Below are 13622 nucleotides of genomic sequence, written 5' to 3' on the forward strand. Positions count from 1 at the left end.
CTGATAAAAACAGTTGGAATTAATGCCAGTATATCATACCTGCAGCCCGCTGTTCATACTCATAACTGAGAAATCATGATACAATTTCTATGTGAAGTGTTTACGAAAGGAGAAACTCCATGTCATCCAAACAACCTCTCGCCTTCCGGATGCGGCCTGCTTCCATCGAAGAGGTAGCTGGCCAGGATCATATTCTCGGGGAAGGAAAAATGATTGCCCGAATGGTGGAAACAAGAAAGCTTTCCTCTATGATTTTATATGGCCCGCCGGGTACAGGGAAAACGTCCATTGCCTCCGCTATCGCCGGAAGCACAGACATTGCCTTCAAAAAAATGAATGCCGTCATGAATAACAAAAAAGACATGGAGCTTGCTGTTCAGGAAGCTAAAATGTCCGACCAGCTGATTGTCATTATGGATGAAGTACACCGGCTCGATAAAACAAAACAGGATTTTTTGCTTCCCTACCTCGAAAGCGGCTTAATTATTATGATCGGCGCCACTACTGCTAACCCCTATCATGCGATTAATCCAGCTATACGAAGCCGGACGCATATATTTGAAGTGCTGCCTCTGTCCGTTCCCGAAATGAAGCAGTTGATCGAGCGCAGCCTCATTGACTCGCAGAATGGTATGGGAACGTACAAGACAGAAATCACTGAGGAAGCAAAAATGCACCTGGCAGAAGCAGGCGGAGGAGACGTACGCGCCGCTCTCAATGCGCTCGAGCTCGCCGTACTCAGCACCCAGCCCGATAGCAACGGAATCATCCATATTACTCAGGCAGTCGCCGAGGAATGCATTCAGCAGAAGCGGTTTACCCATGATAAAGACGGGGATCACCACTATGACGTCCTCTCCGCCTTCCAAAAATCCATTCGGGGCAGCGACCCTGATGGCGCCCTCCATTATTTGGCAAGGCTGATCGAAGCAGGGGATTTAACCAGTATCGGCCGCCGACTGATTGTAACCGCCTATGAAGACATCGGCCTTGCCAATCCACAGGCCGGCCCGAGGGCCCTGGCTGCTGTCGAAGCCGCCGAACGGCTAGGTTTCCCAGAAGGGCGGATACCGCTTGCGGATGCCGTAGTGGAATTATGTCTTTCACCAAAATCAAACAGCGCTTATAAAGCCCTCGATGCTGCCCGCGAGGCGATGCTAAAAGCAGGCACGCCAGCCATTCCCCCTCATCTTCGGGATTCACATTACAAGGGCGCTGACGCTCTGGGACGTGGCAAAGGCTACGAATACCCTCACAATGATGAACGCGGCTGGGTGCCGCAGCAGTATCTCCCGGATAAATTAAAAAACGACCAGTATTATGAGCCGAAAGACAACAGCAAATTTGAGAAAGCCCTGGCTGACGTTTACCGCCAGATTAAGCCAGCAAGGAGGAAGCCATAAGCTGTTTTAATGCCGCCAGCGCTTTTACAACCCATTACTGCACCTAAAAAAGACGCCCCATCCGAGGCGTCTTTAATTTACATTCTGGCTGTCATTGTCCATTGCTTCTCCGGCCAGCTGGGCCGGAAGCCTTAAATTAAAAGCTGTTCCGGCACCGGGAGCAGAATCCACCTCCAGCGTTCCTTTAAAATCTTCCACAAGTTGAAAGACTGTCATCATCCCAAGACCGGTCCCGTTTGATTTGGTTGTATAAAAAGGACTGCCGATTTTCTCCAGCTGTTCTTCACTCATGCCGCTGCCGGTATCTTTAATTTTTACCTCGAAATAAGGTTCTTTACCCCATTCCATAAAAGTCTCCACCCGCAGCACACCTCCATCCGGCATTGCTTCCAGGCCATTTTTAATCAGGTTGACAAACACTTGCGATAATTTCTTCCGGTCTCCAATTATTTCAGGAATATCATCAAAATTAGTATAAATAAACGTTTTGTTTTTTACCGCCTGCTGGCTGTACAGCTCCAGCAGCTCTTCAAGCAGGCTGTTTACCTGAATACTGTGTTCGTCGCCAGCGCGCGTTGGCCTGGCAAGGCCAAGCAAATCTTCGACGATGCTGTTCATGCGGTCAATTTCGCTTAGTACTAAATCATAATGCTGGATATCCTTTTCTTTATTTGCAGACTGGCGGAACAGCTGCACAAATCCTTTAATCGTCGTAAGCGGGTTTCTAATTTCATGAGCAAAGCCTGCTGACAGCTGGCCGACCATTTTTAGTTTTTCACTGCGGACAAGTTCATTTTCCATATCCTTCTTTTCTGTAATATCGTTAAATATAAGCACAATCCCCTCAGAGGATTCCCGGGCATCTACAGCTGGAAGAGGGGTCATATTTACTAAAAACGTCCGGTTTTTTCCACTGATCGGAACTACAATCTCTTTCATTTCAATCTGCATATCTTTCAGGTGATTCTCTTCTATTTTCTCCGCAAATTCCCGAAAATCTTCAGACTTCTGCATCACCTCGCGGACAGAAGAACCAAGGGCTTCTCTCCTGTCCAGCCCAAACAGCTTTTCGCACATCGCGTTAAATGTAGTAATATTCATGAAATCCCTGGAGACAGCTATTACTCCATTATCAGTCGTTTCCAGAATCATGGTAGACTGGCGGTGCCCCCGCTCCCTCTCTTCAAGCTGCTCTGACATGTGGTTAAATGTATTAGTCAGCACATCCACCTCTTCGTAAGCATTGGCCTGCAGCGGGAATACCTTTTTACCAATCGCAAAACGGCTTGTCGCTTCCGCGAGGCGTTCAACAGGATGTACGATGTATTTGGAGAGCTTAAAAACGGCAAATACCGTAATAATTAAAACAATGCTGAATACAAACAGATAACTGTAGATAAGCTGCCGGAGGTTTGCATAAAATCCGCTTTTGGGCACCGTATAGCCGACATACCATTCGTTTGCCAGACTGCCTACATTCTCTACAGGAGTGATCACAGAGACATCGTTTCCATGCTCAATCAGCTGATCTTCCTGCCCGGTGCTCAGCTCTTTAATAGAATTCTCTTCCATGCCCTGCTCATCGAGGAAGCTTTCTTCAAGCACATAGCCCGAATTAGGATAGGCAATGTATTCCCCTTCGTTATTAACTACAAAGGCCTGACCGGAGAAACGCTCGTGTTCTCCCATTTTATTTAAACGCTGCCAGAGCACTTCCCATAGCGCATTTTCATTGATGGAAGGAGAGATTACAGCGGTCACGCTGCCTGCATCGTTTTCTACCGGAGCTGCCAAGGGAATAATCGGCTGCTTTAAGATTGGGTCTATAAACGCTTCTTCAAGCGTGGGGTTCCCTGCTCTCGCTTTTTGGTACCATATGCGGTCAGAAACATTTTTCCCTATTACTTCGTCCCGGGTGGAGGTAACAATATCTCCATTTGTGTCTATGTAAACAATACCCATATATAAATTTTCTGCTTCCACCATTTGTTCGAGCTCATTACGTATACCGGACGGCGAGGCACTTTCATCCTGCAAAACAGGATTCATCGTCATCATATCCAGATCATTCATTCGTTCCGACAAAACGCTCTCCATTGTTAACGATAAATTATTGGCCAGTGAAAATAAAGAACCCTCAAGCTGGGATTCCATCTCTGAACGCTGGGATTCGAACAACACCACTCCAAAAATTAACAGCGGAAGCGCTGTTATGATTAAAGTGATTACTAAAAGTTTAGAGCGGAGCTTCCTCAATGTATGTTCACCTGCGTTTCTCTTACTGCCGTGAAAGCCTGCCCGTCCTGGCGGGTTTATGTAAAAAACCTCCGGTGCACTATTCACGCGCCGGAGGATGCATAACAATTTAAGTAAAACAGGAAGAGTCCCAATGTGCCGTCAAACGAACTTGTTTTTGAACCTGCTCATGGCAGGTGGGTGCCTTGCTTGTTCGTTCATACTTCCTCAAATATTGAGGCTTGTACTCCAGAACAAGACGTCAGGCTCCCAATGTGAAAGTGTTGGCTCAAAACGATCAGTGCTTCACGAACACCTCAGGACTCTTCACATTGTTTGATTATATATTAGCACTTTCGTATAATTCGGTCAAGAACGTTACTATATCATTCCAAGGTGCCCCGCCGCATCTTAAAAGGAGCAGACAATGTCAGAAACACTTGCCCGGCTTAATGCAACGTATACGGAACAAGTAATTGAAAATTTCCAGAAAAAGCGGATTCCTGTGGAAGTCCCTCTTTGTTTAAAAGAAGACCATATCGCTTACGGCCAGGAGATTTCTTATCCTCTTAAAGAAGTGCTCGACGTTTCCTACCGATATGAACCCGGGAAAATAGGCTTTCTTTATGTTCATACGATTCAGGGCATCCGCACTTTTCAGATTAATTCAGACCCCGGAGCTTTTGTCGAGCAGTTCCACCGCCTTGACCACCTATAGCTTTTAGTCGTCTTCGTCCTCTTCTTCAACTACATCAAGTTTGAGATGCAGTTCCTCGAGCTGCCGGCTGCTCACTTTTCCTGGCGCCTGGGTTAATGGATCAGTGGCGCTGGCCGTTTTCGGGAAGGCAATCGTATCTCTCAGGTTATTTCTGCCTGCAAGAATCATGACGATCCGGTCAAGGCCAAACGCTATGCCGCCGTGTGGTGGTGCACCGTAATCAAAGGCTTCCATAAGAAAATCGAACTGTTCTTTCGCTTCTTCCTTATTAAATCCAAGAGCCGTAAACATTCTTTCCTGCAGCTCTTTTTCATAAATGCGCTGCGATCCCCCGCCAATTTCGTATCCGTTCAAGACAAGGTCGTATGCCTCTGCCCGAATGTCTTCTGGTTTTGTCTCAAGCAGGTGGGCGTCGCCTTCCACCGGTCGTGTAAACGGATGGTGCATAGCTACATAGCGGTCTTCGTCCTTGTTGTATTCCATCAATGGAAACTCTGTGACCCACAGGAAATTAAACTTGCTGCGGTCGATCATATCCAGCTCTTTTCCAAATTTCAGGCGCAGAGCACCAAGGGAATCCCAGACCACCTGGTGGGTGTCTGCTCCAAAGAATAGAAGATCTTCTGCTTCCGCCCCCAGCGCTTCCCGAAGCGACGCTGTTTCCTCTTCGCTTAAAAACTTCGCGACTGGTCCTTTGAGCTCGTTTTCCTCTACCTTCAGCCAGGCAAGCCCTTTAGCCCCGTAAGCGGCCACAAACTCTGCCAGGTCATCAATTTCCTTCCGGGACATTTTATTGGCCACGCCTTTAACATTCAGCCCTTTAATAATGCCTCCCGAAGCCGCGGCATTTTTAAATACTTTAAAATCACTATCCTTTAAGATTTCAGTCAGCTCCACAAGCTCCATGCCAAACCTGGTTTCCGGCTTGTCAGAGCCGTAGCGGTTCATCGCTTCATAGTATGTCATACGCGGGAAGGGCGTTTCAATGTCTACTCCACGAGTTTCCTTTACCAATCCGGCCATCATTGTTTCCATCATCGAAAAGAGATCCTCTGTATCCAGAAAAGCTGTCTCAATATCCACCTGGGTAAACTCCGGCTGCCGGTCGGCCCGCAAATCCTCATCACGGAAACAGCGCACAATCTGGTAATAACGTTCAAAACCTGACACCATTAACAGCTGTTTAAACAATTGAGGAGACTGTGGCAGAGCATAAAACTCCCCGGGGTGAACCCGGCTTGGCACCAGGTAGTCTCTTGCCCCTTCAGGCGTGCTTTTGGTAAGCATCGGTGTCTCCATGTCGAAAAAGTCATGATCATCCAGAAAACGGCGGATAAACTTTGTCGTCTGGTGACGGAGCTTGAACGTTTCCTGCATGTCCGGGCGGCGGAGATCAAGGTAGCGGTAGCGGAGCCGGACGTCTTCAGAAACGTTAGTGTCTGCTTCGACCTGAAACGGCAGCGGCTTCGAGGCATTCATAATCGAAAGCTCATCAACACGCACTTCTACCTTCCCGGTCGGAATTTTTTCATTGTATGTTTCCTCGTCACGTTGAACGACAATTCCTTCTACGTCGAGCACATATTCGTTGCGGACCCTTTCCGCTGCGTTCAGTGCTTCCTTGGACTGTTCAGGGGTCGCTACTATCTGCACAATTCCTGAGCGGTCCCTGAGATCAATAAAAACGACCTGTCCTAAATCCCGACGGGTCTGGGCCCATCCCTTCAATCGTACTTTTTCGCCTATCAGCGCTTCTTGAATGTCTCCGCAATAATGCGTCCGTCCTATCATTGTGCCTTCCTCCTTGTGCGTTTCTGCATAGTAGTAATAAACGCAGACAGCGGCACTTCTTCCTGCGCGCCGGTCTCCATATTTTTAATGTTGACTGCTTCTGCTTCTAGTTCATCGTCGCCGATTACTACAGTGAATGTACTGTTTGTACGGTCTGCCGCTTTAAACTGGGCTTTTGTTTTCCGGTCCATATAATCCTTATCAGCTTTGATTCCTGCTCTCCGAAGCTCATGTACCAGGGATACAGAACGTTTTTTAGCTTCCTCTCCCAGGGCAACAATGTAGCAGTCCAGATTTTTTTCTGCAGGGAGCTCTACATTCTGTGTGTCGAGTGCCATCAACAGCCGTTCAATGCTAAGGGCAAAACCGATGCCCGGCGTATCCGGCCCGCCAATATCCCCGATCAGCCCGTTGTAGCGGCCGCCGCCCATTAGCGTTGTAATTGCTCCAAAACCTTCTCCCTCAATCATAATTTCGAAGGCTGTATGGGTGTAATAATCCAGTCCTCGTACAAGGTTCGCGTCCACCTCATAAGGAATGCCCATTTCATCAAGCATTGTTTTAACCTGGTCAAAATAGCTGCTTGATTCTTCATTCAAATGCTCAAGAATGGAAGGGGCGTCCACCATCAGTGGATGGTCTTTATCCTTTTTACAGTCCAGGATCCGGAGTGGGTTAGTGTGCAGGCGCTCCTGGCAATCACTGCAGAATTCCCCGATCCGTGGTTCAAAATGAGATACCAGTGCTTCCCGGTGAGCCTTCCGGCTTTCTTTATCCCCAAGGCTGTTCACCACCAACTTTAGGCCCTTAAGGTTCATTTCTTCATAAAACTGCATCGCAAGACCGATAACTTCTGCATCAATCGCAGGATCCGCGCTTCCGATTGCTTCTACACCGAACTGTACAAACTGCCGCATCCTTCCGGACTGCGGGCGCTCGTAGCGGAACATCGGCCCGGTGTAATATAACTTCACCGGCTGTCCGGCCCAGCCATACATTTTGTTCTCCACGTAAGAACGAACGATTGAAGCTGTGTTTTCAGGACGGAGTGTCAGCTGTCTTCCGCCTTTATCTTCGAACGTATACATTTCTTTTTGTACTATGTCCGTAGAATCCCCGACACCCCTCGCAAACAGCTCAGTTTGTTCAAAAATTGGAGTTCTTATTTCACTGTAGTTGAACCGGCTGCAGATATCGTCGATTCTTTGTTCAATAAACTGCCATTTTTCCGACTCACCCGGCAGTATATCCTGGGTTCCTCTTGGAATTCGATAAGCCATGCTCTTTCCTCCCATTATCTTTTCAGTCTTTCCACATAAAAAAACCGCCCCTCATGAATCATGAGGGACGGTTGATCCGCGTTGCCACCCTAATTGAAACGACACTCGTTTCCGCTTTATGCCTGTAACGAAGGCGCACGTTTATTCCTACCGGCTGCTCGGCAGCATTCGAAATAAAACCTACAAAGTGTCTTTCAACAGGGGAGAAAGAGAGGGGCTTCCAGCCTCAGGCCCTTCTTCTCTGGCAGTCTGCCGCGCTGTTTACTTTCTTTATCATCGGCTTTTGCTGTTCTTCTGTAAAACAATCTTACGAATCTTCCCGGGGATTGTCAACCATTTCCCTGGCTTTTCGGAGAATCCAGTATGAGCGTCACCGGGCCATCATTCGTAAGAGATATATCCATGTCCGCACCAAATACGCCTGTTTCCACGTGCACATTCTGTTCTGCGAGAAGTTCGTTAAACCGACAGTAATACACTTTAGCCTGCTCCGGCGCGGCCGCTTCCATAAAATTGGGCCGGCGCCCTTTCTGCGTATTGCCGTACAGCGTAAACTGGGGAATGGATAGTACAAGGCCTCCCTCATCGAGTACAGAACGGTTCATTTTCCCCGCTTCGTCCTCAAACACGCGGAGATTACTCACCTTCTCTGCCATCCACTCAAGCTCCTTCTCTGTATCCTCGCCGTGGATGCCTACAAAAAGCACCAGGCCTGCAGATATTTCTCCAGTCACTTTTCCGTCGACGCGGCACGCCGCCTCTTTGCTTCGCTGCAGTACTACCCTCACGTTGAACGACCCTTTCTCTCCCGCAAACGTTAATGCATCACCCGGCGTACAGAATAAATATCGGGGAGCCCCTTAATTTTATCCACGACCCGGCGCAAGTGATCGGTGTTGCTGATATTTACTGTTACGTGAATAATAGCCATTTTGTTTTTATCTGCTTTGCCGCTGACGGCGCTCATGTTAGTTTTCGTTTCCGTGACCGCCTGCAGAACAGCATTTAACAGCCCCCGCCGGTCATAGCCGGTCACTTCGATATCTACATTGTAGTTTTTCGATTTCTCTGCCGCGCCTTCCCATTCCACAGATAATAGACGCGGTTCCGAATCTTCATTTTTAATATTGGGGCAGTCGCTCCGGTGTACAGAGACGCCCCGGCCTTTCGTAATAAAGCCTACGATTTCATCGCCCGGCACCGGGTTACAGCATCGCGACAGGCGCACGAGAAGATTATCGACGCCTTTTACTCTTACTCCGGCGCCGGTTTTTCTCGTCGGCGTTGCCGGCTGTACGTCTTTGACGGCTTCAGCTACCGATTTTTGCTCGGCGGCCTGCTCCCTCTCTTGACGGGCCCGGTCGGTCAGCCTGGTGACAATTTGCTTTGGGCTGACACCATTATACCCTACTGCCGCAAACATATCTTCGTCATTGGAAAAGCTGAATTTGTCGGCCGTTTCCTGCCGGTTTTCTTCGTTCAATATATCTTTGGGTTCATAGTTTTGAGCCCGCAGTTCGCGCTCCACCATTTCCCGGCCTTTTTGAATGTTTTCTTCGCGCCGTTCTTTTTTGAAAAACTGCTTAATTTTATTTTTGGCATGAGAGCTTTTGGTCAGCTTCAGCCAGTCCTGGCTTGGACCATAGGAATGCTTGGATGTAAGCATCTCTACAATATCGCCGGTCGTTAATTCGTGATCAAGCGGCACCATTTTTCCATTTACCTTTGCCCCGATTGACCGATTGCCGATTTCCGTATGAATCCGGTAGGCAAAGTCAATAGGGACCGAGCCCCTTGGCAGTTCAATGACGTCTCCCTTCGGCGTAAATACAAATACCATGTCGGAAAACAAATCAATCTTAAGCGACTCCATGAACTCCTGGGCGTCCGGTGTATCATCCTGCCATTCCAGAATTTCACGAAACCAGGTGAGCTTGTCTTCAAGCGACTTTTTGTTCTGGGCGTCTTTACCTTCTTTATACGCCCAGTGTGCTGCTACACCAAATTCAGCGATACGATGCATTTCCCTGGAGCGGATCTGCACCTCAAGAGGTTCGCCGTTCGGCCCGATGACGGTCGTGTGAAGAGACTGATACATATTTGCCTTCGGCATGGCAATATAGTCTTTGAACCGGCCCGGCATCGGCTTCCAACAGGTATGGATAATCCCAAGCACAGCATAGCAGTCTTTAATACTGTCAACGATAATACGTACAGCCAGCAGATCATAAATTTCATTAAACTGCTTTTTATCTTTCACCATTTTTCGGTAAATGCTGTAGATGTGCTTTGGCCGCCCATACATTTCGGCATTTATTCTTAAATCGTTTACGTTTTCCTGAATGTTATCAATTACCTGATCAATGTATTCTTCCCGTTCGGCGCGCTTTTGTTTCATTAAATTCACGATTCGGTAATACTGCTGGGGCTCGAGGTAGCGTAGAGCCGTATCCTCCAGCTCCCATTTTATGGTGGAAATACCTAGCCGATGAGCAAGTGGAGCAAAAATTTCCAGCGTTTCATTCGAAATGCGGCGCTGTTTTTCCGGTGGAAGGTGCTTCAGTGTCCGCATGTTATGCAGGCGGTCTGCAAGCTTAATAAGAATCACCCGGATATCTTTGGCCATTGCTACTACCATTTTACGGTGGTTTTCTGCCTGCTGCTGTTCCTTCGATTTGTATTTAATTTTTTTCAGCTTCGTGACGCCATCTACGAGCATGGCAACTTCACTGTTAAATTCCCGTTCGAGGTCTTCGACGGTCACTTCTGTATCTTCAACCACATCATGCATAAAAGCAGCCGCGATCGTATCAGGATCCAACTGCAGTTCTATTAAAATACCAGCTACCTGAATAGGGTGCAGGATATAAGGCTCGCCTGACTTCCGGTACTGTTCCTGATGGGCTTTTTCTGCATAATGATAAGCTTTATCCAAAAAAGCGACATTCGCTTCGGATAAATAAACGCCCGCTTTTTCCATTACTTCATCAATCGTCATGGAATCACCCTTACTCACCTTTCCACCTTATAATAAATACACGTTTCATGTACCGGACATAAATATCTGAATATGAAGAAATATAACGCTAATTGGCTCTAATTTCAAGCCTCAAGCTTTTTTCTGTGCCAAATCCTCTATGTATAATAATAACCCCCGAACCACTGATTGGCCGGGGGGCTTAAAACAGGATTATTATTAGTCAAAAGTTACTAACGAATAAATACTATAATCATTTAAATCTTTGTTATTTCTTGCATCCAAATAGGAGAGCTCAATGAAAAACGCGAGGCCTGCTACGACTCCTCCCAGCTTTTCCACCAATTGCACAGTAGCTCTCACAGTGCCGCCAGTAGCAAGCAGATCATCAGTAATGAGCACCCGCTGGCCAGGCTTAATAGCGTCTGTATGAATCGACAGACTCGCTTCTCCGTATTCGAGACCGTAATCTTCCGTAATGGTTTCCCGCGGCAGTTTTCCTTCTTTACGTATTGGCACAAATGCTTTCTCCATTGCATATGCCACTGGGCAGCCGACAACGAACCCCCGGGCTTCCGGTCCGACAATTACATCGACATCATGTTTTCCGGCAAACTCCACCATGTTGTCAATCGCCTCCCGGTATACAGGCCCGTTCTGCATCATGGTTGTAATATCTTTAAATCGAATGCCTTCTTCCGGAAAATCTTCGATCACTGTTATGTAATCTTTAAAGTCCATGGTTTACCTTCTTCCTTACATCTAATATAGTTTCGTCCTTCTCCGGCAGCCAGGAAAGAATCCGTTTTTTTAATTGCGGGAACGGAGTGAACATTAATTCCTGTTCAACATTTCTTGCCTCCATCTTTTCCTGGTAGGAAAGGGAATCGGTTAAATCCTTTTTCGCAGGCTTCTCTTCTGCCGAGACAACTGCATCTTTCATTCTAACAAAACCTAATTCAAAAAACACTTGGCTCATAAAAAACAGATCTTCTGTTTTCCACTGCTTGTGCTCTGCCAGCTGCCTTCCCTGATTGTTCAGATCAAATGAACCACGCTTTTTCAGAAAAGCATAATACCATTTGAACTGTTCTCTTGAAGGCATCGAATGAAAGTAGGCCTTTTCTCTGCCCAGTAAATAAACATAAATATTTGCTGCCTTAGGAAAGAAAGCAAGCGCCTGCTTAAGCTCATTGAGAGAAGCTGGCATGTCCGCTATCACTACAGTGACCGCGCTATGCGCTTCCCCTTCCGTATCAGCGCCGTTAAGAATAGCAGCTTCTCCTGCGGATTTTGCCAGAGTCTGCCTCTGCTCCTCTGTAAAAGCAATAACCGCCGTATCTTTATTATCCGGAAACGAAATCTTTTTTTCCTTTCTGCGGTCAAATACCTGAATCTGCTCCACCTTCGCATCTCTCAAAAATAATTGAGGTTTCCGAAAGCCGTTCCATTCATTGATACTCAGTTCCCCCACGACAGAAACCTCTTCGTTTTCTGCCAGATTTTCTGATAAATAGCCGAGATGAAACCCAACACAATCAAGTTTTTTCCCACCGGCTGCAAGCGCCATTTTTAAATGATTCTTCGAGGCTCCTATCGTTTTCACTGACTCGAGAAGCGTTTTTTCAATCCGGAAAACTGGCTTTGGATTACCAACGCCAAATGGCGCAAGACTCCGCAAATCTTCAACCGCATCAATTGTAATATCACTTACCGAAACGTGCACGTCAATATTCGTCGCCGGGATCAGCAGCTCACGACTCAGTGTTTCTTCTACCTGGGAGGCCATACGGGCTCTCAATGCGTTGATATTAGCCGGGTCCAGAGACATCCCTGCAGCCATAGGGTGACCGCCGAATTTTTGGAGCAGGTCACGGTTTTTAGAAAGCTCCTGAAACATATCGAAGCCTTCGATGCTTCTTGCCGACCCCTTGGCTTCCCCGGTTGCCGTGTCAATACTTATGACAATTACCGGGCGGTAATACCGTTCCACCAGGCGGCTCGCCACAATGCCAATCACTCCGGCATTCCATCCTTCTCCGGCTGCTATAATGAATGGATTTTCTTCTACCGGATAGTTTGATTCTACTTCCTCTACCGCTTCCTTAGTTATGCTTTCAACAAGCGATTTGCGTTCATTGTTCAAGTCATCGATCATTTCTGCCCACGACTCTGCCTCATCGAGCGTACCTGCGGTCAGCAGATGAACAGCAGGGTCCGCTTCTTCCATGCGCCCTGCCGCGTTTAAACGCGGCCCCATCGCAAAGCCGACGTGGTCTTCTTCAAGCTGCTCTCCTTCAATACTGCATATTCGCTTTAACGCCTGAATACCGGGAAGTTTACTGTTTGTTAAAAGCTTCAGCCCATGCTGCACGAAAAGACGGTTTTCTTCCACGAGCGGCACAAGATCGCTGATGGTGCCAAGTGTGACAATATCGAGCCAGTGCACAGGCTCCTCGGGAAGAAGGGCATGGGCCAGTTTATAAGCGACGCCAACTCCGGCCAGTTCTTTAAACGGGTAGCCGCAGCCTGGCTTTTTCGGATTGATAATCGCGTATGCGGGCGGAAGCTCCGGCGGAGGTTCATGGTGGTCAGTAATAATAACATCCATGCCTAAATCGTTGGCAGTCTGGATTTCTTTAACAGCTGCAATACCTGTATCTACGGTGATGATGAGAGACGCCCCTTCATCGTGGGCAGATTGAAAAGCGGGAACGTTCGGCCCGTACCCTTCCGTAAACCGGTTCGGGATATACCAGCCAAACGAAGCTCCCAATTCGGATAACAGCCGGATCATGATTGTAGTACTGGATACTCCGTCTGCGTCATAGTCGCCAAAGACAAGAATTCGTTCTTTATTTTCCACCGCCTGCTGAATACGGCGGACAGCATTTTCCATTCCATCAAGCAAATACGGGTTATGTACAATAGACCAGTCATTCTGGATCATCTGCCGCACTTTCTCTGCTGATTCAAATCCTCTTGCAGCAAGCAGCCTGGCAGATAGAACACTTACATTCAGTTCCTTTTTGAGCTGTTCTGCAAGATGTTCGTCTACTTCGGGCTGGTGCCACCTTGTTCGTGACTGCAGCATAATTCTCTTCCTCTTTTCCTGCTTTAACGTTTCAAACGATCATTCTCTGCACTCACTATTGTACCGAAAATACTTACGGGATAAAAGCCATTTTATCTGCTCCATGACTTATTAAAAAAGCTTC

General features: G+C 47.5%; 9 protein-coding genes, 1 other RNA gene and 1 other annotated feature. Of the genes, 2 read left to right on the forward strand and 8 right to left on the reverse strand.

Annotated elements, in window-relative coordinates:
* Positions 1-119 precede the first annotated feature (119 nt).
* A complete protein-coding gene (locus B5066_RS16075; RefSeq protein WP_079476900.1) occupies positions 120-1403 on the forward strand; it encodes a replication-associated recombination protein A in 1284 nt (427 codons plus the stop codon).
* Between the two features lie 72 nt (positions 1404-1475).
* On the opposite strand, the gene B5066_RS16080 is transcribed toward B5066_RS16075, so the two are convergent.
* Entirely contained in the window at positions 1476-3659 is a 2184-nt protein-coding gene (locus tag B5066_RS16080; RefSeq protein WP_079476901.1) for an ATP-binding protein, read from the reverse strand.
* Positions 3660-3782: 123 nt separating this feature from the next.
* Positions 3783-3965: non-coding RNA, 6S RNA (gene ssrS, locus B5066_RS16085), on the reverse strand.
* A gap of 100 nt (positions 3966-4065) precedes the next feature.
* Here ssrS and B5066_RS16090 point away from each other — a divergent pair.
* Positions 4066-4356 carry a hypothetical protein gene (locus B5066_RS16090; protein WP_079476902.1) on the forward strand — a complete coding sequence of 97 codons (291 nt, stop codon included), beginning with the start codon at positions 4066-4068 and terminating at the stop codon, positions 4354-4356.
* 3 nt (positions 4357-4359) lie between these two features.
* On the opposite strand, the gene aspS is transcribed toward B5066_RS16090, so the two are convergent.
* The 6 genes from aspS to recJ all read right to left on the reverse strand — a co-directional run bounded on the left by aspS (position 4360) and on the right by recJ (position 13498).
* Positions 4360-6147: an aspartate--tRNA ligase gene (aspS, locus tag B5066_RS16095; RefSeq protein WP_079476903.1), complete on the reverse strand. Its 1788-nt coding sequence runs from the start codon at positions 6145-6147 to the stop codon at positions 4360-4362.
* Positions 6144-7427, reverse strand: a complete 1284-nt coding sequence (gene hisS / locus B5066_RS16100; protein ID WP_079476904.1) for a histidine--tRNA ligase — start codon at positions 7425-7427, stop codon at positions 6144-6146. Before hisS ends, aspS begins: the two co-directional genes overlap by 4 nt.
* Positions 7428-7487: 60 nt before the next feature.
* Positions 7488-7713: a binding site (T-box leader), on the reverse strand.
* Between the two features lie 43 nt (positions 7714-7756).
* Positions 7757-8215 (reverse strand): D-aminoacyl-tRNA deacylase, encoded by a 459-nt coding sequence (gene dtd, locus B5066_RS16105; protein WP_079476905.1) that lies wholly within the window; start codon positions 8213-8215, stop codon positions 7757-7759.
* Between the two features lie 29 nt (positions 8216-8244).
* Positions 8245-10425: a RelA/SpoT family protein gene (locus B5066_RS16110; protein ID WP_079476906.1), complete on the reverse strand. Its 2181-nt coding sequence runs from the start codon at positions 10423-10425 to the stop codon at positions 8245-8247.
* Positions 10426-10623: 198 nt separating this feature from the next.
* On the reverse strand, positions 10624-11145 hold the full coding sequence (locus tag B5066_RS16115) for an adenine phosphoribosyltransferase (RefSeq protein WP_079476907.1): 522 nt from the start codon (positions 11143-11145) through the stop codon (positions 10624-10626).
* Positions 11135-13498, reverse strand: coding sequence for a single-stranded-DNA-specific exonuclease RecJ (gene recJ, locus B5066_RS16120; protein WP_079476908.1), 2364 nt, complete (start codon positions 13496-13498; stop codon positions 11135-11137). The genes B5066_RS16115 and recJ overlap by 11 nt, the downstream gene beginning before the upstream one ends.
* Between the last annotated feature and the right edge of the window lie 124 nt (positions 13499-13622).

This window comes from Marinococcus halophilus, from assembly GCF_900166605.1.
Classification (GTDB): domain Bacteria; phylum Bacillota; class Bacilli; order Bacillales; family Marinococcaceae; genus Marinococcus; species Marinococcus halophilus.

Excerpts from the sequence above, each read along its gene's own strand:
- B5066_RS16115 (WP_079476907.1), bottom strand. The coding sequence starts at position 11,145 with ATGGACTTTAAAGATTACATAACAGTGATCGAAGATTTTCCGGAAGAA.
- B5066_RS16110 (WP_079476906.1), bottom strand. The coding sequence starts at position 10,425 with ATGACGATTGATGAAGTAATGGAAAAAGCGGGCGTTTATTTATCCGAA.
- aspS (WP_079476903.1), bottom strand. The coding sequence starts at position 6,147 with ATGATAGGACGGACGCATTATTGCGGAGACATTCAAGAAGCGCTGATA.
- recJ (WP_079476908.1), bottom strand. The coding sequence starts at position 13,498 with ATGCTGCAGTCACGAACAAGGTGGCACCAGCCCGAAGTAGACGAACAT.
- B5066_RS16090 (WP_079476902.1), top strand. The coding sequence starts at position 4,066 with ATGTCAGAAACACTTGCCCGGCTTAATGCAACGTATACGGAACAAGTA.
- B5066_RS16075 (WP_079476900.1), top strand. The coding sequence starts at position 120 with ATGTCATCCAAACAACCTCTCGCCTTCCGGATGCGGCCTGCTTCCATC.
- hisS (WP_079476904.1), bottom strand. The coding sequence starts at position 7,427 with ATGGCTTATCGAATTCCAAGAGGAACCCAGGATATACTGCCGGGTGAG.